This is a genomic window from Okibacterium sp. AC114, assembly GCF_979253355.1.
Genome location: NZ_CEEDBR010000001.1, coordinates 1,726,487 through 1,748,166 on the forward strand (window position 1 = coordinate 1,726,487; position 21,680 = coordinate 1,748,166).

At 67.5% G+C, this 21,680-nt stretch carries 18 protein-coding genes; 3 read left to right on the plus strand and 15 right to left on the minus strand.

Going from position 1 to position 21,680, the window contains the following annotated elements:
• Positions 1 to 320: 320 nt before the first annotated feature.
• From murC to ACZ6IE_RS08225, 11 genes are all read right to left on the minus strand, one after another.
• Complete coding sequence (gene murC / locus ACZ6IE_RS08175; RefSeq protein WP_464607518.1) at positions 321 to 1,721, minus strand: UDP-N-acetylmuramate--L-alanine ligase; 1,401 nt, start codon at positions 1,719 to 1,721, stop codon at positions 321 to 323.
• Between the two features lie 78 nt (positions 1,722 to 1,799).
• On the minus strand, positions 1,800 to 2,870 hold the full coding sequence (locus ACZ6IE_RS08180) for a UDP-N-acetylglucosamine--N-acetylmuramyl-(pentapeptide) pyrophosphoryl-undecaprenol N-acetylglucosamine transferase (protein ID WP_464607519.1): 1,071 nt from the start codon (positions 2,868 to 2,870) through the stop codon (positions 1,800 to 1,802).
• Positions 2,867 to 4,105 carry a putative lipid II flippase FtsW gene (gene ftsW / locus ACZ6IE_RS08185; RefSeq protein WP_464607520.1) on the minus strand — a complete coding sequence of 413 codons (1,239 nt, stop codon included), beginning with the start codon at positions 4,103 to 4,105 and terminating at the stop codon, positions 2,867 to 2,869. The genes ACZ6IE_RS08180 and ftsW overlap by 4 nt, the downstream gene beginning before the upstream one ends.
• Positions 4,068 to 5,597 carry a UDP-N-acetylmuramoyl-L-alanine--D-glutamate ligase gene (murD, locus tag ACZ6IE_RS08190; protein WP_464607521.1) on the minus strand — a complete coding sequence of 510 codons (1,530 nt, stop codon included), beginning with the start codon at positions 5,595 to 5,597 and terminating at the stop codon, positions 4,068 to 4,070. The genes ftsW and murD overlap by 38 nt, the downstream gene beginning before the upstream one ends.
• On the minus strand, positions 5,597 to 6,700 hold the full coding sequence (mraY, locus tag ACZ6IE_RS08195; protein ID WP_464607522.1) for a phospho-N-acetylmuramoyl-pentapeptide-transferase: 1,104 nt from the start codon (positions 6,698 to 6,700) through the stop codon (positions 5,597 to 5,599). The genes murD and mraY overlap by 1 nt, the downstream gene beginning before the upstream one ends.
• The gene (locus ACZ6IE_RS08200) at positions 6,694 to 8,109 is read right to left on the minus strand and encodes a UDP-N-acetylmuramoyl-tripeptide--D-alanyl-D-alanine ligase (protein ID WP_464607523.1); all 1,416 of its coding nucleotides are present in this window, start codon (positions 8,107 to 8,109) and stop codon (positions 6,694 to 6,696) included. Before ACZ6IE_RS08200 ends, mraY begins: the two co-directional genes overlap by 7 nt.
• A 108-nt stretch (positions 8,110 to 8,217) precedes the next feature.
• Positions 8,218 to 9,996: a peptidoglycan D,D-transpeptidase FtsI family protein gene (locus ACZ6IE_RS08205; RefSeq protein ID WP_464607524.1), complete on the minus strand. Its 1,779-nt coding sequence runs from the start codon at positions 9,994 to 9,996 to the stop codon at positions 8,218 to 8,220.
• Positions 9,997 to 10,138: 142 nt separating this feature from the next.
• A complete protein-coding gene (gene ftsL, locus ACZ6IE_RS08210; protein WP_464607525.1) occupies positions 10,139 to 10,753 on the minus strand; it encodes a cell division protein FtsL in 615 nt (204 codons plus the stop codon).
• Positions 10,750 to 11,706, minus strand: coding sequence for a 16S rRNA (cytosine(1402)-N(4))-methyltransferase RsmH (rsmH, locus tag ACZ6IE_RS08215; protein WP_077053092.1), 957 nt, complete (start codon positions 11,704 to 11,706; stop codon positions 10,750 to 10,752). Before rsmH ends, ftsL begins: the two co-directional genes overlap by 4 nt.
• 99 nt (positions 11,707 to 11,805) lie before the next feature.
• On the minus strand, positions 11,806 to 12,237 hold the full coding sequence (mraZ, locus tag ACZ6IE_RS08220) for a division/cell wall cluster transcriptional repressor MraZ (RefSeq protein WP_077053091.1): 432 nt from the start codon (positions 12,235 to 12,237) through the stop codon (positions 11,806 to 11,808).
• Between the two features lie 465 nt (positions 12,238 to 12,702).
• Positions 12,703 to 13,104, minus strand: a complete 402-nt coding sequence (locus ACZ6IE_RS08225; protein ID WP_077053090.1) for a DUF3040 domain-containing protein — start codon at positions 13,102 to 13,104, stop codon at positions 12,703 to 12,705.
• Positions 13,105 to 13,204: 100 nt separating this feature from the next.
• Between ACZ6IE_RS08225 and ACZ6IE_RS08230 the strand changes: the two genes are divergently transcribed.
• Complete coding sequence (locus ACZ6IE_RS08230; protein ID WP_464607526.1) at positions 13,205 to 14,311, plus strand: polyprenyl synthetase family protein; 1,107 nt, start codon at positions 13,205 to 13,207, stop codon at positions 14,309 to 14,311.
• Positions 14,312 to 14,439: 128 nt separating this feature from the next.
• Here the strand turns inward: ACZ6IE_RS08230 and ACZ6IE_RS08235 are convergent, their stop codons facing one another.
• Positions 14,440 to 14,781 carry an Rv2175c family DNA-binding protein gene (locus ACZ6IE_RS08235; protein WP_464607527.1) on the minus strand — a complete coding sequence of 114 codons (342 nt, stop codon included), beginning with the start codon at positions 14,779 to 14,781 and terminating at the stop codon, positions 14,440 to 14,442.
• 187 nt (positions 14,782 to 14,968) lie between these two features.
• Between ACZ6IE_RS08235 and ACZ6IE_RS08240 the strand changes: the two genes are divergently transcribed.
• Positions 14,969 to 16,273 carry a LysM peptidoglycan-binding domain-containing protein gene (locus tag ACZ6IE_RS08240; protein ID WP_464607528.1) on the plus strand — a complete coding sequence of 435 codons (1,305 nt, stop codon included), beginning with the start codon at positions 14,969 to 14,971 and terminating at the stop codon, positions 16,271 to 16,273.
• 95 nt (positions 16,274 to 16,368) lie between these two features.
• Positions 16,369 to 18,300 carry a Stk1 family PASTA domain-containing Ser/Thr kinase gene (gene pknB / locus ACZ6IE_RS08245; RefSeq protein ID WP_464607529.1) on the plus strand — a complete coding sequence of 644 codons (1,932 nt, stop codon included), beginning with the start codon at positions 16,369 to 16,371 and terminating at the stop codon, positions 18,298 to 18,300.
• A 242-nt stretch (positions 18,301 to 18,542) separates the two neighbouring features.
• Here pknB and ACZ6IE_RS08250 read toward each other — a convergent pair whose 3' ends face one another.
• The 3 genes from ACZ6IE_RS08250 to ACZ6IE_RS08260 all read right to left on the minus strand — a co-directional run bounded on the left by ACZ6IE_RS08250 (position 18,543) and on the right by ACZ6IE_RS08260 (position 21,650).
• Positions 18,543 to 19,910, minus strand: a complete 1,368-nt coding sequence (locus ACZ6IE_RS08250; RefSeq protein WP_077053087.1) for a class II 3-deoxy-7-phosphoheptulonate synthase — start codon at positions 19,908 to 19,910, stop codon at positions 18,543 to 18,545.
• Positions 19,911 to 19,975: 65 nt separating this feature from the next.
• Positions 19,976 to 20,665 carry a lysophospholipid acyltransferase family protein gene (locus ACZ6IE_RS08255; RefSeq protein WP_464607530.1) on the minus strand — a complete coding sequence of 230 codons (690 nt, stop codon included), beginning with the start codon at positions 20,663 to 20,665 and terminating at the stop codon, positions 19,976 to 19,978.
• A gap of 10 nt (positions 20,666 to 20,675) precedes the next feature.
• Positions 20,676 to 21,650: an ROK family glucokinase gene (locus tag ACZ6IE_RS08260; protein WP_464607531.1), complete on the minus strand. Its 975-nt coding sequence runs from the start codon at positions 21,648 to 21,650 to the stop codon at positions 20,676 to 20,678.
• Positions 21,651 to 21,680 lie beyond the last annotated feature (30 nt).

A 21,680-nucleotide genomic window follows, 5' to 3' on the forward strand; every position in this document is an offset into this window, starting at 1 on the left:
CGTCGAACGGCCCGCGGCGAAAGATGCACCCGGTTTCTTCCCTCGCGAGCCCGATGACGATGTCCCCGAGCCCGCAGGCGCGGAGGCGGCGGCGCGGGTCTTCTTATCGGTCCCGGGGCGATCGTTCCCGGACGGCGAAGCGCTTGCATTCGATCCCGCGCGACCCTTTGCACGGGGCGCGTCAGACGTTGAGCGGCGCGGCGCGCCCGCATCGGAGGCGTCGGGCGTCGCGTCATCCGCACCGCCCGACGCGGAACCGCGCGTGGGTCGGCTGCCCTCAGGCGGTGGAGTGAAACCTGACGGTCGTTTCATCGGATGCCTCAGCCGCGGTGGTCGGTGAGCGACCCGAGCAGCTGCGGCACGATGCGATACACGTCGCCACAACCGAGGGTGATGACGAAGTCACCCTCGCGCGCGATCGACGCCGTGTAGTCGGCCGCCTGCTGCCAGTCGGCGATGAACGCGACCTTCGACGGGTCGGAGAACTTCTCGCTCACGAGGGCACCCGTGACACCCGGCTCGGGGTCTTCGCGCGCGCCATAGACGTCGAGGACGACGGTCTGGTCGGCGTAGCGCTCGAGGGTCTCGGCGAACTCGCGCGCAAAAAGGCGCGTGCGGCTGTAAAGGTGCGGCTGGTGCACCGCGATGATGCGGCCCTCGCCCACGACCGTGCGGGCGGCAGACAGCGCCGCGGCGACCTCGGTGGGGTGGTGCGCGTAGTCGTCATAGACGCTCACGCCGTCGACCGTTCCGTGCAGCTCGAAGCGGCGCTCGGTGCCGCCGAATTGAGCGATGGCGCGCAGTGATTCGCTCGCGCCGAAGCCGAGGCCGACCAGCACGGCGAAGGCGCCGGCCGCGTTCAGCGCGTTGTGGCGCCCGGGCACCGTGAGCGTGGCACCGTTGTCCTGGCCCTCGAACGACACGATGAACGACACGGGGCCTTCGGTGGTGATCGAGTGCACGCGCACATCGGCGTCGGGGCTCTCACCGAACGTGATGACGCGTTTGCCCTCGAGCTTCGAGGTCACGCGCACAGCGCCGGGGTCATCGGCCGAGATGACGACGAACTCGGATGACTTCTGCGCGAAGTCGACGAACGCCTGCTCGAACGCCTCGAGCGAACCGTAGTGGTCGAGGTGGTCGGGGTCGACGTTGGTGATGAGCGTGACGGCCGTGTCGTAGAGCAGGAACGAACCATCCGATTCGTCGGCCTCGACCACGAACAGGTCGCCCTCGCCGTGCGCGCTCGACACACCGAGCGACTCGATGACGCCGCCGTTGACGAAGCTCGGGTCCTCGCCGAGGCCCAGCAGACCGGTGACGATCATGCCCGTCGACGTGGTCTTGCCGTGTGCGCCAGCGACGGCCACCAGCCGCTGCTGGTTGATGAGCCAGGCGAGGGCCTGCGAGCGGTGCAGCACGGGCAGCCCGAGCGAGAGCGCCAGCTGATATTCGGGGTTCTCTTCCCACAGCGCGCCCGTGACGACGAGCGTGTCGGCGTCACCCACGTTGGCGGCGTCGTGGCCGATCGCGACGGGGATGCCGAGAGCACGCATCGCGTCGACGGCCCCCGATTCGCGCACATCCGACCCGGTGACGGTGTAACCGGCGTTCGCGAACAGGCGCGCGATACCGCTCATGCCCGAACCGCCGATGCCCACGAAGTGCAGGCGGCCCAGGTTTTCGGGAATCGCCACGGAGAAGTCAGGTTTGATCGTCACGGGTTCGCACTCTTTTCGAAATCGGTGGCCCTGAAGGCCGATTCAGTTATAACCCATCGGGCTGGGTGGCCGGGGACGCTAGTTCAGCGCATCCCGGATGAGCTCGTACATGCGCTGCGAACCCTGCGGCGTGCCCATCGAGCGCGCCTGGATGGCCATATCGTGCAACCGCACGGTGTCGGTGAGCAGCGGAATGAGGTCGGAACGCACCCACGACGGGGTGAACTGCGCATCGAGCACCAGGATCGCTCCCCCGGCGCGCACCGAGTCGGCGGCATTGAAGCGCTGCTCGCCGTTGCCGACCGGGTAGGGCACGTAGACGGCGGGGACGCCGAGCGCCGAGAGCTCGGAGACCGTGCCGGAGCCCGCGCGCGAGACGGCCGCATCGGCGACACCGAGGGCCAGTTCCATGCGGTCGCAGTAGTCGAGCAGGCGGTAGTGCTTCTCACCCGGGTCGGTCTGATCGAAGTTGCGGCCCACGATGTGCAGCACCTGCCAGCCGGCCGCGACGATGTCGTCGCGGGACTCGAAGATGGTGTTGTTGAGGCGTCGGGCGCCCGACGACCCACCGGTCGCGAGCAGCGTCGGGCGGTCGGCGTCGAGGCCGAAGAGTTCACGGGCCTCGGCTCGCGCGGCGTCGCGGTCGAGGCGTTCGATCTCGGGGCGCAGGGGCATGCCGACGAAACGAGCGCCGCGCAGCTTGGTGCCGTGGAAGGCCACGCCGACGAAGGACGTGTACCGAGCGCCGAGCTTGTTAGCCAGCCCGGCTTTGGCGTTGGCCTCGTGGATGACGAGGGGAACCTTGCTGCGCCGCGCCGCCAGATAGGCGGGGGCCGAGGCATACCCGCCGAAGCCCACGACGACGTCGACCTTGCGGTCGGCGATCAGGGCGACGACGTCGTTCACGGCCGTGCGAAAGCGCGACCCGAACGTGATGGCGCTTTTGCTCGGCTTGCGCGGGAACGGCAGGCGCTCGATGGTCGACAGCTCGTAGCCCCGGGCCGGCACGAGTCGGGCCTCGAGGCCCTCCTTCGTTCCGAGCACGACGATCTCGGCATCCGGTTCGTTCTCGCGGATGGTGTCGGCGACCGCCAGCAGGGGGTTAACGTGTCCGGCGGTGCCGCCGCCGGCGAGCAGATAGGTGGTCATCGAATTCCTCGGGTGGGGGTGCCGAAAGCGGGGGCCCTGAGGCCCGACGCCTTCTCGCGGCCCGATGTGCGAGCAAACGAGAGGACGATACCGATCGACACCAGGGAGGTCAGCAGGGCCGTACCTCCGGCGGATATCAGGGGAAGGGGGACGCCGAGGGTCGGCAGCAGGCGCAGCACGACGGCGATGTTGACGAAGGCCTGGCCGATGACCCACACCATGATGGCGCCCGTGGTGATGCGGGCGAATGGGTCGGTGCTCGAGCGGATGATGCGCACGAAGGCAACGGCCAACAGGACGAAGAGCAGCAGCACGACGACGGCGCCGATGAGGCCGAGCTCTTCGCCGATGATGGCGAAGATGTAGTCGTTGGATGCCGCGGGCAACCACGAATATTTCTCGCGGGAGTTGCCGAGGCCGAGGCCGAAGAGGCCGCCATTGGCCAACGCCCAGGTGCCGTGCAGCGGCTGCCAGCAGAGGTTCTCGTAGTCGACGCAGTCCTCGTCGAGGAACGACGTGATGCGCGCCATCCGGTTGGGGCTCGTGATGGCGAAGCCCAGGAACACGACGATGCCGAGAATGAACGGCAGCGACAGGTAGCGCAGCTTGAGGTTGGCGAAATAGAGCGCGCCGATCACGACCATGCCCATGATCATGACGGTGCCGAGGTCGTGTCCGAGGAGCACGAGACCGAGCGCTATGACGGCGACGGGGACGGCGGGGATGAGCGCGTGCTTCCAGTCGCCGAGCAGTGCGATCTTGCGGCCGAGCACCGCTCCCAGCCAGATGGCCAGGGCGAGCTTCAGCAGCTCGGAGGGCTGACCCGAGATGGGGCCGATGGCGATCCAGTTCAGGTTTCCGCCGACCGCGAAGCCGAGCGGCGTGAAGACGAGCGCCTGCAGCAGCAATGCGCCGCCGAGCACGACCCACGCCCAGCGCTTCCAGAAGATCGCGGGGATACGGCTGATGACGAGCATCAGCGGGATGCCGATCACGGCATACGTCGCCTGCTTCCAGAAACCGCCGAAGAAGCCGGAGTCGTCGAGGAACGAGTCGACCGACGACGCGGACAGCACCATGACGAGGCCGATGAGCACGAGGAAGACCGTCGTGCCGAGAAGAAGGTAGTAGTTGCTCGACTCCGGCGTGAAGATGCGCCCGAGCGAAATGCGGGTCGCCTTCGAGCCGGAGCTCTGCTCAGCGGTCGTCGGTCGGTCGGTCGGTGGAGCGCTCATCTGCCTGACCTCCCAGATAGGTGCGCACGGCCTGCTGGAACTTGTGGCCGCGTTCTGCGTAGTTGGCGAACTGGTCCATCGATGCCGCCGCGGGAGCGAGCAAGACCACATCGCCCGGTTCGGCGATGCCGGCCGCGAAATCGACGGCCGCGCTCATCACCTGTTCAGTGTCGGATGTCTCGACCTCGAACAGCGGCACCTGGGGCGCGTGTCGCCCGAATGCCTCGAGGATCGGCTGACGGTCGACGCCGATGATGACCACACCGCGCACACGGTCGGCGTGCCGGCGAACGATCTCGTCGATCTGCACGCCCTTCAGCAGCCCACCGACCACCCAGACGACTGAGGGATATGAGGCGAGCGACGCGTTGGCGGCGTGCGGATTGGTGGCCTTCGAGTCGTCGACCCACGTGATCTCGCCGACGCTCGCGACGACCTCGATGCGATGGGCGTCGAGCGCAAAGCCCTGAAGCGCCAGGCGCACCTGTTCGGGCGTGACGCCGTAGGAGCGCGCGAGGGCCGCGGCCGCGAGCACGTTCTGCACGATGTGCGGCGCCGCGAGGCCGAGCTCGTGCAGCTCGTCGACGGTAGTCAGTTCGAGCGCGGAAGAGTGCCGTTCCTCGAGGAACGCGCGGTCGCACAGGATGCCGTCGACGACGCCGAAGTCGCTCGGGCCGGGCACGCCCAGGTCGAAACCGATGGCGCGGGCACCGTCGGTCACCTCGGCCTCTTGCACCATGCGCATCGTGCGATCGTCGGACTTGTTGTAGACGCAGGCCACGCGCGTGCGGTCGTAGACGTGCGCCTTGGCGGCGACGTAGGCCTCGAGCGAGCCGTGCCAGTCGATGTGGTCGTCGGCGATGTTGAGGCACACGGCCGAGAAGGGTGTGACCGGGTCTGGCCCCGTCTGCGCACTCAGGTAGTGCAGCTGATAGCTCGAGAGTTCGACGACGAAGACATCGAAGCCCGCGGGGTCGCGCACGGCGTCGAGAACGGGCACGCCGATGTTGCCGCAGGGGGCGACACGCAGGCCTGCCGCGGCCAGCATGGTCGCCGTGAGCTGCACGGTCGTGGTCTTGCCATTGGTGCCCGTGACGAGAATCCAGTCGGCGGGCGTGCCCACCTTGTCGCGCACGCGCCAGGCCAGCTCGACGTCGCCCCACACGGCGATGCCCTGCTCGGCGGCCCAGACGAGAATCGGATGCGTGGGCACGAAGCCCGGTGACACGACGATCACGTCGGGCCGCTGTTCGGTGAGCTCGGCCGGCACCTCGTCGAGCGACGCCTGCACGAGGCGGGCACCGATGACCGGGATCAGCTGCGCGCGCTCGTCGGCTGCATTCGACGCGAGGACGAGGACATCCGCCCCCAGTTCTGTGAGCGTGTCGGCCACCGAGAAGCCCGTCACGCCGAGCCCCAGAACAGCCACTTTCAGGCCCTTCCAGTCGGCGTGCCAACTCGTGAGACCGTCGAGGCGATTCTGGTGCGGCACTAGCGGGTGATCCATTCGAGGTAGAAGGTTCCGACACCGGCGGCGACGAACAGCCCGCCGACGATCCAGAAGCGCACGACGACCGTGACCTCGGCCCAACCCTTCAATTCGAAGTGGTGGTGGATGGGGCTCATGCGGAAGATGCGCTTGCCGTGGGTGATCTTGAAGTAGGCGCGTTGCACGATGACCGAACCCGTCTCGATGACGAAGAGGCCACCGATGAAGACGAGGAGCAGCTCGGTGTGCGTGAGGATCGCGAGGGCGGCCAGAGCGCCACCGAGCGCGAGCGAACCGGTGTCGCCCAGGAAGATCTGGGCGGGCGACGTGTTCCACCAGAGGAACCCGATGAGAGCTCCCGAAATGGCCGCGGCGACGATGGCGAGGTCGAGCGGGTCGCGCACGTCGTAGCACTTGTAGCGCACGGCCTCGGCGAGGTTCGGGCTGAAGCACGACTGGTTGGACTGCCAGAAACCGATGATGACGTAGGAGCCGATGGCCAGGATGGACGCGCCCGTGGCCAAGCCGTCGAGACCGTCGGTCACGTTGACGCCGTTGGAGGCCGCGGCCACCAGGAAGCTCGTCCAGATGAGATAGATGATCACGCCGACGAGCGGAATGGCGGGGGCGATCAGCAAGAAGTTGATCGGCAGGTCGCGCGTGAACGAGATAGCCGTCGACGCGGGAGTGATGCCGGCCTGGTTGGGGAAGTTCATGGCCATGATGGCGAAGGCCGTGGCGACGATGACCTGGCCGAGCACCTTGGCCCAGCCGCCGAGCCCCAGGCTGCGCTGTTTGCGCGTCTTCATGAAGTCGTCGATGAAGCCGACGACGCCGAGCCCGACCATCATGAACAGCACGAGGAGCGCCGACATGGTGATGCGGTCGCCCGTGATGAGCATGGCGACGAAGTAGCCGAACAGCGTGCCCACGATGATGACGATGCCGCCCATGGTGGCGGTACCGCGTTTGGCGTGGTGCGACTGGGGTCCGTCGTCACGGATGAACTGGCCCCACTTGAGCTTGCGGAACAGCCGCACGAAGACGGGTGTGAGGAAGAGCGAGAAGGCCATCGACAAGGCGGCGGCGGTCAGAAGGGCTACCACGCGAACAGTTCTCCCAACCGGTCACCGAGAAAGCGGAGCTTCGCGGAATTGGACGATTTCACCAGAACGGTGTCGCCCGCTCGGAGCTCCGTTGCCAGATAGTCGTAGGCCTCGTCTTGCGTTTCGAAGTATACCGACTCGCCGTCCCACGACCCCTCGTTGATCGCGGTGATGTGCATGCGCCGGGCTTCGGCCCCCACCACCACGAGCTGCGAGATGTTGAGGCGCACGAGCTGCAGGCCGATGCGATCGTGTTCTTCGCCCGCGAACTCGCCGAGCTCGGACATGGCGCCCAGCACGGCGACCGTGCGGGACCCCTCTGGACTGATCTGGGCGAGCGTCTTGATGGCCGCCGACATGGAGTCGGGACTGGCGTTGTAGGCGTCATTGATGATCGTGACGTCGTCGCGGCCGCCGAGCACCTCCATGCGCCACCGTTCGGCGCGGGCGACACCCTCGAGCGCCGTGACGGCCTCGTCGAGCGGCACGCCCAGCGTGGTGGCGACGGCGAGGGCGGCCAGGGCGTTCATGACATGGTGTTCGCCGAGAACCTTGAGGTGCACCGTGCGGCTCTCGCCACCGGGGATCGTGACGACGAACGTGGTGCCGGTGCGCGACGAGACGATGTCGGTTGCGCGCACGTCGGCCGAGTCTTCTTGGCCGAACCAGAGCACGCGTGCGGGCGTGACATCCGCCATCTGCCGCACACGGTGGTCGTCGGCGTTGAGCACGGCGACGCCCGTCTCGGGCAGGTCGGTCACCATCTCGCTCTTGGCCTTCTGCGTGGCCTCGATGCCGCCGAAGCCACCGGCGTGGGCCAGGCCGACCTTCAGCACGACACCGATCTCGGGATGCGCCATGCCCACGAGCCGCGTGATGTCGCCCTGCTTGCTGGCACCCATCTCGGCAACGAGGTAGCGCGTGGACGGCGTGAGCCGCAGCATGGTGAGCGGCGCACCCACCTCGTTGTTGAAGGAGCCGCGCGGGGCCACGGTCTCGCCCTGGGGCTCGAGGATGGCGCGCAGCATGTTCTTGGTCGTGGTCTTGCCGTTGGAACCCGTGATGCCGACGACGCGGAGGTCTCCCCCGGCGCGCACGCGGTCGACGACGGCGCGGGCCAGGACACCGAGCGCCTCGACGACGTCCTCGACGACGATCTGCGCAATGTTCTCCTCGACCTCGTGTTCGACGAGTGCGAGCACGGCGCCGTTCTCGACGGCCTTGCCGACGAACAGGTGACCGTCGGTTTCTTCGCCGGGCTTGGCGACGAAGATGCCGCCGGGCGCGATCTCTCGCGAATCGGTGTCGACGAGGCCGGACACGGTGCTGTCGGCGGTGAGGCCCGCCTCGCGGGTCGCGAGCGTGCCGCCCGTGATGTCGGCGATCTCTCGGAGTGTCAGTTCAATCATCAGTTCTCAGTTCTTGGCCGGTCGGTGTGCGGGCCAGTGTGATGCGGTGCGCACGGCAACGCCCGTTCCACTCGGTGCAGGGTCGAGAGAAACAGGCGTTGTCATGACTCAGTATTCGCCGGGGTAGTTCGCCGGCGTGCCCGTGGAGGGCGGAATTCCGTAGCGTTTGATCACTTGCGTGACGGCCTGTTTGAAGACCGGTGCCGCCGCTGCCGACGACATGAGGGTGAGCGGGTCTTTCAGGTGCACGGTGATCACGTATTGGGGGTCTTCTGCCGGAACGGTTCCGGCCATCGAGGCGACATAGGTTTTCTTCAGTTTACCCGCGCCGTCGGACTGTTCCGCGGTGCCCGATTTTGCTGCTACGCGGTAGCCGGGCATCGTGAGGTCTTTGGCCAAGAATCCGTTCGTGACCACGGTTTCCATCATTCCGAGGACCTCTTTCGAGGCTTCCTCACTGATGACCCGTTTTCCGTCGGATGCGGCTGGCACCTCCGTCGTCGTGCCGTCCGAGTATTCGCACCCCTCGACGAGCTGCATGGGAAGTTCGACTCCCCCGTTGGCGATCGCCTGGTAGGCGTTGGCCATCTGGATCGCGGTGACGGCGACGCCCTGACCGAACATGGTCACGTAGTCGGTCTGGTTGTCCCATTTCTCCCACGGGTGCAGGATGCCGGAGTCTTCGCCGGGGAATCCGACGGCCGACGCATCGCCGATGCCGAACTTCTTCAGGTAGTTGTAGCGGTCTTGGGCGCTCATCTTCTCGCCCAGCTTGCTCAGACCGGTGTTGGACGATTGCTGCAGCACGCCCGTCAGAGTGAGGCGCTCGGGGTCGTGCGGCAGGGCGTCTTTGATGCTGGCGCCGTTTTCGGGCTTGTACCGGTACTCGGCCAACACCTGCGAGGTGGGCGTGGCGAGCCCCGCATCGATGAGGGATGCCGCGGTCAAAGGCTTGAAGATCGACCCGGGCTCGAAGGGCGCCGTGAAAGCTTTCGAGCCGCGGTCTTCGGGGGCGGTCGCGTTGATGTCGTTGGGGTCGACGCTCGGCCATTCGGCCAGGGCGCGGATCTTGCCGGTCTTCACCTCGGTGACCATGACCGTTCCCGAGGTCGCGCCCGTCGCCGCGATCTGCGAGGCCACGAGCTGCTGCATGTACCAGTTCAGGTCGGCGTCGATCGTGAGCTTCACGTTGCCACCCTCTTTGGCGGCCGTGGTCACCTCGGTGGTGCCGGGCAGTGCCACGCCGTCTTTCGAGCGCTGGTAGCTCTGCGTGCCGTTCTCGCCCGTGAGGCAGGCGTTCTGCTGCAGCTCGATGCCGGCGAGACCCTTCTGGTCGCTGCCGACGAAACCGATGACGTTGCCCGCGACGGACCCGTTGGGGTAGGTGCGGCCGGGGTTCTGCTCGGTGTAGATCCACGGGATATTGAGGTCGCGGATCTTCTGGTAGTTGTCGGCGCTCTGCGACTTGATGAGCAGCGCATAGTTGGACGCGGAGTCGGCGGCGAGGGCGTCGTCGATGATCTTCTGCAGGTCGGAGGCGGACTGCCCGGTGATGGCGCCCACCTCGGTGAGGGCCTGCTCGACCGTGACCTCTTGCTTCTTGCCGTCGATGGTGCGGTCGAATTCTTTGACGTCGCGGGGCGATGTCGTGATGTCGAACAGCGCGACGGTGCTGGCGAGGATGTTGCCGTTGGTGTCGAGGATCTCGCCGCGCGGCGCGTAGATGGTGCCGTTGGCCGTGGTCTTGGTGAGCGAGTCGGAGACGAGTGCGTCGGCGCGCACGAGTTGGATGTCGACGAGTCTGACGACGAAGACGGCCACCACCACGATGACGGCTGCGACGGCGAAAACGATGCGCCGCTTGGTCGAGACGGTGTGTGAGGCCACGCTTCGTCCTTCTCTGCTCGGGTTCTCGGCTGACGCCTCTCGGCATCCGGTCTGTCAGCGCCTGGTCGGGCGGCACCCGTCGCGACGTCTTGTGTCTCGGTGATCGCGCGGGGCGTTCACCGGGGCGGAAGTGCGCTGCGGGCTAGTGCGTGCTCGGGGACGGCAGACCGTTCTCCAACGATACGGTCGGCGGCGCGGCTTCATCGGTAGGCGCGCCCTCGGCGGTTGCGTCGGGGTCGCCGACCGTGGCGTCGGGCGCGACGGCGAGCGGATCTCCGGCGATGAGCGAGTTGGGAATTGCGTTCGACGAGATGAGCGGAACCGGCGTGTCGGTGGTGGCGGCGGTGGCGTTGCCCGTGACCGAGCCGTCACTCAGGCGCAGGTAGGCGGGGGTGCCGTTGATGACCATGCCGAGGGATTCGGCGTTGGCGGCGAGGTACTGAGGCGACGAGATCTCTTTCACGTCGTTCGAGACGGTCTGCAGCTGCAGCCCCAACGACCGCTCGGATGCCTGCAGCGACGAGATCTCGTAGGCGCCCTGGCTGAGCCCCACACCGAGCAGCAGCTGCGCGATGACGACGACGAGCACGCCGCCGACCGTGACGAGCGCATAGGCCGTCTTGGGCCGCGCGCGCCGTGCATCTCTTGGAACGGCCTCGATGTAGGGGGCCTTCTTGCGCCCCGGCTGCGCGGGCAGCGCGGATGCGGCGGCCCCCGAAGCGGTCAGCGGCAGGTCATAGGCGGTCTGGGCGCTCATCGGGTTCCTTTTCTCACGCGCTCGATGGCCCGCAGTCGCACCGGGGTGGCGCGGGGGTTCTCAGCTTTTTCGTCGTCGGAGGCGAGTTCGGCACCCTTGACCAGGGCGCGGAAGAGGGGGGCGTGCTCGGGCAGTTCGACGGGCAGGCCGGCGGGGGCCGTCGACGCGATGACTTTCTGAAAGTCCTTCTTGACGATGCGGTCTTCGAGTGACTGGTAGGCCAGCACGACGATGCGCCCGCCGACCGCGAGCGAGTCCAACGCACGCGGGATGGCGTCTTCGAGCACCGACAGTTCTTGGTTGACCTCGATGCGTAGGGCCTGGAAGACGCGCTTGGCGGGGTGCCCGGCGCGCTGAACGGCCGCGGGCGTTGCCGCCTGGATGATCTCGACGAGCTCGGCCGACCGCGTGATGGGGCGGGCGTCGCGCGCCTCGACGATCTTGCGGGCGTAACGCTGCGCGAGCTTCTCTTCGCCGTATTTCTGGAAGATGTTGCGCAGCTCGTGCTCGGTGTAGGTGGCGATGACCGTCTCGGCCGTGAGCTCACTCGTGGCATCCATGCGCATGTCGAGCGGCGCGTCTTTGGAGTACGCGAAGCCGCGCTCGGCCTCGTCGAGCTGCAACGACGAAACGCCGAGGTCGAACAGGATGCCGTGCACCTCGGGGATGCCGAGACCTTCGAGGGCTTCGTCGATGCCGTCGTAGACCGTGTGGACGAGCTTGACACGATCGCCGAAGCGGGCGAGGCGTTCGCGCGAGATGGCGAGGGCGTCGAGGTCGCGGTCGAGACCGACGAGCGTGATGTTCGGGAAACGCTCGAGGAATGCCTCGGCGTGGCCGCCCATGCCGAGCGTGCAGTCGACCAGCACGGCACCGTCGGCCGCGAGGGCGGGTGCCAGCAACTCGACGCAACGCTCGAGTAGAACCGGGGTGTGGATGTCGTTCAGGGCCATATGAACCGGGTGGCCCCTGGACTCTGATCCCCATCCGACCCGACCTGGCAACGGGGAAGTATGCCAGGGAGTGGACGGCTGGGAGTCAGAACGCAGGGACTAGAAGAGTCCCGGAATCACCTCCTCGGCGGTGTCGGCGAATGCTGCTTCTTGTTCGGCCAGGTAGGCCTCCCACGCCTCGGTGTCCCAGATCTCGGCGCGGCTGCCGGCACCGATGACCGTGAGGTCGCGGCTGAGGCCGGCGTAGGCGCGCAGGGATGCGGGGACCGTGACGCGGTGCTGCTTGTCGGGTGTCTCGGCGCTGGCGCCGGACAGGAACACACGCAGGTAGTCGCGCGCCTGCTTGGAGGTGACGGGCGCCTGACGGATCTTCGTGTGCAGTTCTTCGAACTCACGGGTGGAGAAGACGTAGATGCAGTGCTCCTGGCCCCGCGTCATCACCACTCCCCCGGCGAGTTCGTCGCGAAACTTGGCCGGCAGGATGATGCGTCCCTTCTCGTCGAGCTTGGGGGCGTAGGTGCCAAGAAACACGTGTCATCCCCCTTCTCGTTCCGGCCAACTTTCGGGATGTCTCCACTTTACTCCACTTCGCACCACAAACCTATGACATTCGCCTCTTTTCTCGGCCGAATCGGGAATAAATCCGCGTCATTGCAGGCGACGCGCGGGTGGAGGGCCGGGGAGAGCAATGGGGCGCTTTCGGGGCTGTTTCCCGGCGCGCCAGACGGCGCGAGCCGCGAGGGCGCGCGGAGTGGAGGGAAGGTCCGCGGCGCCGGGGAGGAAAGTGGAGAACCGCGCCCCTTCGGCAGGGAGCGCCTGCGTAAAGCGCTCGCAGAGAGCGCTAGCAGAGAGCGCCGGCACAGAGCGCCGGCGGAAAGCGCAGGCGGAAAGAGTAGACGGGCAACAAAAAAGCAGCCGCACCGGAGTGCGACTGCTTGAGTGTGTGGCGGTATGGCTGACGGCGACAGGCGCCGGGCCGAACCCGCTCGACCGGGGTTATTCTCCGCGGTCGTCCTGGCGGCGATCCCAGCGGCTGTTCATGCGATTCATGAATGTGCCACCCGATGCGGCCTTCTTCTTCGAAGCGGACGGGCGCTGCGCTTCTTTCAAAACGTCTTCGGCCGTGAGCGTGCCGTGGTGCTTGCGGGGCGTGATGGCGATCATGACACCGGCGAACATCACGACGAAACCGATGATGCCGACGACGGGCTGTTGCAGAACCACACCCGTGACGAGGGCGCCGACGCCCAGGATGCCGACGACCGAACCGATCGCGATGCTGCGGTAGCTCGGGCGGCCGCGCTGATCACCGGCGGTCGACACGAAATCGGCATCGTTGCGGTAGAGGTTGCGCTCCATCTCGTCAAGGAGCCGTTGCTCCTGCTCGGAAAGCGGCATGTCTTACCCTCCAACTCGCTCAACACGGGGCATGTATGTCACGAATTCTAACCCGCCAGCGACACCGAGGCTAGGCCAGGCATCCCGCTAGGGTGGTCTTGTGACCGAAAGCCGAAACCTTGCCGAACTGGTCAATGATCGGATCGAAGAATTCCTCGAAACCCGTGCGTCAATTCTCGCTCACCTCGGCGACGACCTCCTCCCGTTCTCCGCGTTCTCTCGGGAGTTTCTCAGCGGTGGCAAGCGGTTCCGGGCGAGCTTCTCCTACTGGGGGTGGCAGAGCGTTCGCAGCGCCGCCGGCGACGTCGGGCAGCCGACATCCGATGAGCTGAGGGCGGTCGTCACTTTGGCGGCCTCACTCGAGATTTTCCACGCGGCGGCGCTCGTGCACGATGACATTATCGACAACTCCGACACGCGGCGCGGGGCCCCGGCCGCACACCGACGCTTCGAGAAGTTGCACACCGACGGCGGGTGGGATGGCGACGGTGACGACTACGGCCGCGCATCCGCCATTCTGCTGGGCGATCTGCTGCTCGGCTGGAGCGACGAGATCCTCGACGAGGCGCTGGCGCTGGTCGATCGCGCGACATCCATTCGGGTGCGTGCCGAGTTCATGCGCATGCGCACCGAGGTGACGGCCGGGCAATACCTCGACATCCTCGAGGAGCGCGCGTGGCGCAGCCGGCCCGAGAGCGAACACCGCGAGCGGGCCCAGCGCGTGGTCGTCTTCAAATCGGCGAAGTACAGCATCGAGGCGCCACTGGCCCTGGGCGCATTGCTCGCCGGCGGCAGCGACGCCCAACTCGAGGCCCTGCGCAGCTTCGGCCTCCCGCTCGGGGTGGCCTTCCAGCTGCGCGACGACCTGCTCGGTGTTTTCGGCGACGAGAAGGTCACGGGCAAACCGAGCGGCGACGACCTGCGCGAGGGCAAGCGCACGGTGCTCATCGCGCTCACGCGCGAAGCCGTGCCCGCGCCGACCAAGAACCTCATCGACGAGCTGCTCGGCGACCCGGCGCTCGAGCCGGAACAGATCGCGTCGCTGCAGGCGACCATCACCGAGAGCGGAGCGGTCGACCGCTCAGAGGAGATCATCTCCGAGAACGTGCGCGTCGCGCGCGCGGCCCTCGACGGAGCACCCCTCGGAGCGGAAGCGGTCGAGCGCCTGAGCGAGCTCGCCGAGACCGTCACGCGCCGCAACTACTAGATCCAGCCGCCTCTACTAGATCCGGCCGCCTCGGCTCCGCGGGCGGGCGTTTCGCCCCGCTGCGCGCCCGGCCGTGCCACAGAATCGGGTGTGCCGGTCGGCGGGACGAGCTCGTCGAGACGTGTCGTTTAGCCGAGCGCCTGGGCGACGCGGCGGACCTCGGTCTTGCGGCCGGAGCGCAACGCCTCGATGGGCGAGACGCCGAGGCTCTCGTCTTCGGTGAGCAGCCAGTCCATGGCCTCATCGTCGGAGAAACCCGAGTCACCGAGCACGAACAGGGTGCCGCGCAACTCCTGCAGCGGCTCGTTGTCGCGCAGGAACACGGCGGGCACGCTCAGAATGTTGTCGCGGCGCACGGCGAGCAGGTGCTTGTCTTCGATCAGACGGCGCACCCGGCTCTGGCTGAGGTCGAGCAGCTCGACGAGGTCAGGAACGGTGAGCCACTCGTGGTGGGAAAACGCATCAGTCACACCCCGAGTCTGCCACGATCCCGGGGCTCGGAAAAGCGGTCGGGCGGCAAAACGACGTCGGATGACGCGGCGCCAGGCACCCCGGACGTCCGCCGCCCGGCCCCCGCGTGTTGACGAGGTTCTCTCGACTGTGTCACCGTGGGTACGCAATGTCACTCAAACGGGGGTCACGAAAGATGGGCACATCATGCGCCGACGCACCCTGACCACCCCCACTGCCCTGTCCAACACGGGCGCGGTTCTGACCAGCACGGGCGGCATCATGCTCGGGCTCGCGCTCACGGCTCCTCTGGCGGCGCACGGCGTTCCGCACACGGCGCCAGACGATCGCATCCCCGACGATGCTTCCGATGCCGGCGAGTCGACGGGCACGGGCCCAGCCACCGCCGGCCGCGCAGATATCGCGGCGCACGCCACGGCCCACGACGCCGCGGACGCACCGACATGGGGCGACATCTCGAGCACGCGTCCTCTGCCCACCCTCGGTTTCAGCGACGATCCCGCCGGGGCCGTCGCCCCGGTCGCCCCGGTCGCCTCCGTCGCGCCGGTCGCCTCCGTCGCCCCGGTCGCTTCGGTCGCTTCGGTCGCTTCGGTCGCTGGCGCATCGTCCTACACCGTCCAGAGCGGCGACACCGTTTCGGATATCGCGCAGAAGCACGGCGTCGCGACGGCATCCGTTCTGGCACTCAACGGCTTGAGCTGGTCGAGCACGATCTTCCCCGGGCAAGAGTTGACTCTGCGCGCAGACGCGGCCACCCCCTCGGCGCCCGCGCCAGCCCCCGCTCCGTCTGCCCCCTCCGCGCAGGCCCCGTCGGCATCGGCGTCTTACACGGTCGTCTCGGGCGACACCCTCAGCGGCATCGCCGCCCAGCACGGCGTGACCACAGCGGCACTCTTCGCCGCGAACGGTCTACACGGTGGCGACATCATCTACCCGGGGCAGACCATCGCGCTGCCCGGGCTGCAGGCGGCCGCCGCGACGACCCCGGCCCCGCCCGCCGCGCAGCCCGCTCCCCCGTCATCCGCTCCGGCTCCGGCTCCGACCCCCGCACCGGCTCCGCAGCCCGCGCCCCAGGTCATCGCCACGCTCGACGCCCCCATGACCGAGAACGCGCGCCTCATCATCGCCACCGGCCGCAGCATCGGCGCCGGCGACCGGGCCATCGTGATCGCGCTAGCCGCCGCCATGCAGGAATCGAGCATGCGCAACATCGACCACGGCGACCGCGATTCGCTCGGGCTGTTTCAGCAGCGCCCCAGCCAGGGGTGGGGAACGCCCGACCAGGTGCGCGACCGGCAGCGAGCCATCCTCGCGTTCTTCGGCGGAAAGACGAACCCGAACACGGGCGTCACCTCGGGTCTGTTCGACGTTCCGGGCTGGGAGAACCTCACGGTGACGCAGGCAGCCCAGGCCGTGCAGAAGTCGGCGCACCCCGACGAATACGCGAAGTGGGAAGCATCCGCCCGCTCGTGGCTGGCCCAGCTCGGCTAGAGGTTTCTTACGATCCGGTTACGAATATCGAACCGGTGCGTGTCTCATCGGTGTTTTGCCAGGCCGTCGGTGACGCCACTCCATAGACTCTCTTCGTGACCACCAGCCAGCAGACCGACCCCATGATCGGCCGTCTCATCGACGATCGATACGAGGTTCGCTCGCGTATTGCCCGCGGCGGCATGGCGACGGTCTACCTGGCGACCGACCTGCGCCTCGAGCGCCGCGTGGCCATCAAGATCATGCACGGGCACCTGTCCGACGACTCCAACTTCACGTCGCGGTTCGTGCAAGAGGCCCGCTCGGCCGCCCGTCTCGCCAACCCGCACGTGGTGAGCGTCTTCGACCAGGGCCAAGACTCCGATATGACCTACCTGGTCATGGAACACCTCCCCGGCATCACCGTGCGCGAGCTGCTGCGCGACCACGGCCGCCTCACCCCGCGTCAGGTCGTCGACATCATGGATGCCGTCGTCACCGGTCTGGCGGCCGCCCACCGCGCGGGCATCGTGCACCGCGACCTCAAACCCGAGAACGTGCTGCTCGCCGACGACGGCCGCATCAAGATCGGCGACTTCGGCCTCGCCCGCGCCGCCAGCGCCAACACGGCCACCGGCCAGGCGCTGCTCGGCACCATCGCCTACCTCTCCCCCGAACTCGTCACACGCGGCATCGCCGACAAGCGCAGCGACATCTACGCGCTCGGCATCATGATGTACGAAATGCTGACCGGCGAGCAGCCCTACAAGGGCGAGCAGCCCATGCAGATCGCCTACCAGCACGCCAACGAGTCGGTTCCGCGCCCGAGCGCGCTGGTTCCCGGCATCCCCGACGAGTTCGACGACCTCGTGCTCTGGACGACCGAGCGCAACCCCGACGAACGCCCCGCCGACGCCAGCGAGCTGCTCGAGCGCCTGCGCGAGGTCGAGAACACGCTCGGCATGCCCGCCACCAACACGTCGCACGCCACCATGCTCATGCCCGCGCCCCTCGAATCGCAGTCGCCGGCCGAACTCACGCGTGTGCTCACCTCGCAGGCCGTCGCCACGGGCCCGGTCGATGCGGATGACGCGCCCACCGTGCTCGGCCGGCAGAGCAATGCCCGCCGCCGCCGTGGCTACTGGTTGCTCGCGCTGGTGCTCTTCCTCACCGCGGGAGCGGTGGGAACAGGTCTCTACTTCGGTGCCGGGCCCGGTGCCCAGGTCGCCATCCCCACCGTCGTCGGCTCGAACGTCGACGATGCCGATGCGGCGCTCGAGGAGCTCGAGCTGGTTCCGGCGCACGCGCAGGTCTACAGCCTCGAGGTTGCGCCCGGAACAGTCATGGACGCGAAGCCCGGGGCCGGAGCATCCGTGGCCCGCGGCACCACCGTGACGCTCACCGTGTCTCAGGGCCCACAACCCGTGACGCTCGGTGTGCTCGCCGGCCGACCCCTGCCCGATGTGCAGGCCGAGTTCGATCAGAACAAGCTCACCCTGGGCGCCGTGACCAAGAACTTCGTCGCCGATGTGCCCGCCGACACCGTCATCTCGGCGTCGCGGCAGTCCGACGGCGGTGACATGTCCCAGGGCGGTGACACCGCGCAAGGCCAGACGATCGACCTCGTCGTGTCGGCCGGCCCGATTCCGGATGTCGCGGGCCAGACGCTCGAGGACGCCACCGCGACGCTCGCCACCGTCAACCTCGGCGTGGGCGAGAAGAAGCAGAGCCAGTTCAGCGACACGGTCGCGGCGGGCGACGTCATCGGCATCGTTCCCCCCGCTGCCGACCAGACCATCACCGAGGGCAGCCAGATCACGCTCATCGTGTCGAAGGGCCCGGACGTCGTCACGGTCCCCGACCTCGCCGGCAAGAACATCGCCGAGGCGAAGTCAGCCCTCGAGCAGCTCGGCTTCACCGTCAAGGTCACGACCATCGTGCCCGAGAACGCATGGAACCTGCCGGGCCTGACGGTCACGGGTTCCGACCCCGCCGGAGGCACCGCCATCAAGCGCGGCAGCACCGTCACCATCACGGCCAACATCTAGCCGACAACTCTCGCGTGTGCCCGTCGGCAGACGTCGACCCATCCATCGGTAGGCGTCGGTCGCGCACGTCGAACGACCCCGGAATGGGCCAGGATCGACCCCGCCTCATATTCAGCGGCTGATCGGTCTGTATGAATCGCGCGCGTCGGGTTCACGGGCGCTCGGATGTCTGACACGCCGAGTCCTCGAAAAGGAGAAGGGCCCCGCTCGAAAGCGGGGCCCTTCTCATCTTGGTTCGGACGTTACTTCGCGAGCTCCTCGGCCACGAGGAACGCCAGCTCGAGCGACTGCATGTGGTTCAGGCGCGGGTCGCACAGCGACTCGTAGCGCGTCGCGAGCGACGCCTCGTCGATGTGCTCGGAGCCGCCCAAGCACTCGGTGACGTCGTCACCCGTGAGCTCGACATGGATGCCGCCCGGGTGGGTGCCGGCCGCACGGTGCGCCTCGAAGAAGCCCTTGACCTCGTCGACGACGTCGTCGAAACGACGCGTCTTGTAGCCCGTGGGCGTCGTGAGACCGTTGCCGTGCATGGGGTCGGTGACCCAGAGCGGCGTGGCGTCGGTCTTCTTGATGGCCTCGAGCAGGGGCGGCAGGGCATCGCGGATCTTGCCGGCACCCATGCGCGTGATGAACGTCAGACGACCGGGCTCGCGGTTGGGGTCGAGCTTCTCGATCAGCGCCGTCATGGTCTCGGGCGTGGTGCTGGGGCCGAGCTTGACGCCGATCGGGTTGCGCACCCGCGACAGGAAGTCGACATGCGCGCCGTCGAGGTCGCGCGTGCGCTCCCCGATCCAGATGAAGTGGGCCGACGTGTTGTAGGGCGTGCCCGTGCGGGAGTCGATGCGCGTCATGGGGCGCTCGTAGTCCATGAGCAGGCCCTCGTGCGCCGTGTAGAACTCGACGCGCTTGAGCTCATCGAAGTCGGCGCCCGCCGCCTCCATGAACTTGATCGCCTTGTCGATGTCCTTGGCCAGCTGTTCGTACATCTGGTTGGCGGGATTCGAGGCGAAGCCCTTGTTCCAGCTGTGTACCTCGCGCAGATCGGCGAAACCGCCCTGCGTGAAGGCCCGGATGAGGTTCAGCGTCGAGGCGGCCATGTGGTAACCCTCGACGAGGCGCTGCGGGTCGGCACGGCGCGATTCGGGCGTGAAGTCGTAACCGTTGACGATGTCGCCACGGTAGGCGGGCAGCGTGACGCCGCCGCGCGTCTCGGTGTCGCTCGAACGCGGCTTGGCGAACTGGCCGGCCATGCGACCCATCTTGATGACGGGCATCGAGGCGCCGTAGGTGAGCACGACAGCCATCTGCAGGATGGTCTTGACCCGGTTGCGGATCTGGTCGGCCGTCGCACCGGCAAACGTCTCGGCACAATCGCCACCCTGGAGCAGGAACGCTCCACCGGCGGCGGCGCGGCCGAGGCGCTCGCGCAACAGGTCGACCTCCCCCGCGAAGACGAGGGGCGGGAACGCGGCGATCTGAGCGGATGCCTTCTGCACGGCCTCGGCGTCGGGCCACTGCGGCTGCTGCTTGATCTCGAGTTCACGCCAATAGTCCAAACCGGCAATCACGGACTCGTCTGCCAACACAACCGGCTCAGTCGGATTCACCACAGTTTTTCCTATTTCTTTCGCAGGGAAATGCCTCGCACCAGGGGCACGAGGCACGGTGCTTCAGCCTATCGCGAAAGGGCGGCGGCCTTCTCCTTGACGCTCGTGGCGTAGACATCCCGATATTCCTGGCGACTCAGGCGCTGCATCTCGTACATGAGCTCGTCGGTCACCGAGCGCAGGATGAAGCGGTCGGATTCCATGCCCTCGAAGCGCGAGAAGTCGAGGGGCTCGCCGATGATGATGCCCATGCGGCGGATGCGCGGCAACCGACGGCCGGTCGGCATGGCCTTCTCGGTGTCGATCATGGCGACGGGGATGATGGGCACCCCGGCCTCGATCACCATGCGCGCCACACCGGTGCGGCCGCGGTACATCTTGCCGTCGGGGCTGCGCGTTCCCTCGGGGTAGATGCCGAGCAGCGAACCGCGCGACAACACCTTCAACCCCGTGCGGAGCGAGGCCTCGGACGCCTTGCCGCCCGAACGGTCGATGGGCAGCTGGCCCGTCGCGCTCATGAACGTCTTGGTGGCCCAGCCCTTGAGGCCACGGCCGCTGAAGTATTCGCTCTTGGCGAGGAACGCGATGCGTCGGCGCAGGTAGAGCGGCAGCAGCACCGAGTCGATGAACGACAGGTGGTTGCTGGCGAGGATCGCGGCGCCCTGCCGTGGAACGTTCTCCTCGCCGACCACCCATACGCGGAAGAGCGCCTTGACGAGCGGCCCGACGACCACCTGCTTCATCAACCAATAGAACATCGGCGTTCCACTACTTTCTCGGGGCTGAATGACCCGCGGGCAGGCGCGAGGCGAAGTGCCGCGCCAGATCGGCTGCGCCCACGACACCCGCGTCGTTGACCAGTTCCGCAATCCTAAACTCCGGCTCGGGGTGATATCCGCGCGCCGAGAGGTTTTCTTCATAGGCGTGTCGGATGGGGTCGAGCAAGAGGTCTCCGGCCTGGGCCACTCCCCCGCCGATGACGAACATCTGCGGGTCGAGCACGGCGCCGAAGGTGGCGCACGCCTCGCCGATGACAGTGCCGAGCTGGCGGAGGGCCGTGAGGGCGCCCAGGTCGCCGTCGCTGATGAGTTCGGCGATGTCCGAGCCGTCGAGGCGGCCGCGTTCGGCCCGCACCCGCGCAAGGTTCTGCCCGATTCCACCGGCGTCGGCGAGTTCGTTGGCGATGCGCTGCAGCGCGCGACCAGAGGCGTATTGCTCGAGGCATCCGTGTGCCCCGCAGCCGCACAGGAGACCGCCCGGCACGAGACGCAAGTGGCCGAGCTCCGCACCCGCGCCGAAGCCGCCGCGGAAGAGCGTGTCGGAGGCGACGATGGCCCCGCCGACGCCCGTGCCGATGGTGAGCATGACCATATCGCTGACGAGCCGCGCGGCGCCGAAACGGAATTCGGCCCACCCCGCGGCGTTGGCGTCGTTCTCGATGACGATGGGCAGGTCGATGCGCGCCTCGAGTTTGGTGCGGAAGGGCTCGTTGCGCCAGTTGATGTTGGGCGCGTAGTAGACGGTCGACTGCGCGGCGTCGATGAACCCGGCGGCCGCGACGCCCACGGCGACGACATCGTGTTCGGCCGACAGGGCCGTGACCATCTCGACGACGGCGTCCTCGATGAGCTGGGGCGCGCCCGCGGGGGTGGGCGTGCGCAGATCACGAACGATCGTGCCGTCGGGGTCGATGACCGCTCCCGCGATCTTCGTTCCGCCGATGTCGATTCCGATCGCGTGCACGCGCTGACCTCCGGGTCGTGTGGGATGGAT

Excerpts from the sequence above, each read along its gene's own strand:
- ACZ6IE_RS08180 (WP_464607519.1), bottom strand. The coding sequence starts at position 2,870 with ATGACCACCTATCTGCTCGCCGGCGGCGGCACCGCCGGACACGTTAAC.
- ACZ6IE_RS08240 (WP_464607528.1), top strand. The coding sequence starts at position 14,969 with ATGCGCCGACGCACCCTGACCACCCCCACTGCCCTGTCCAACACGGGC.
- rsmH (WP_077053092.1), bottom strand. The coding sequence starts at position 11,706 with ATGGCCCTGAACGACATCCACACCCCGGTTCTACTCGAGCGTTGCGTC.
- ACZ6IE_RS08225 (WP_077053090.1), bottom strand. The coding sequence starts at position 13,104 with ATGCCGCTTTCCGAGCAGGAGCAACGGCTCCTTGACGAGATGGAGCGC.
- ftsW (WP_464607520.1), bottom strand. The coding sequence starts at position 4,105 with ATGAGCGCTCCACCGACCGACCGACCGACGACCGCTGAGCAGAGCTCC.
- ACZ6IE_RS08200 (WP_464607523.1), bottom strand. The coding sequence starts at position 8,109 with ATGATTGAACTGACACTCCGAGAGATCGCCGACATCACGGGCGGCACG.
- ACZ6IE_RS08255 (WP_464607530.1), bottom strand. The coding sequence starts at position 20,665 with ATGTTCTATTGGTTGATGAAGCAGGTGGTCGTCGGGCCGCTCGTCAAG.
- ftsL (WP_464607525.1), bottom strand. The coding sequence starts at position 10,753 with ATGAGCGCCCAGACCGCCTATGACCTGCCGCTGACCGCTTCGGGGGCC.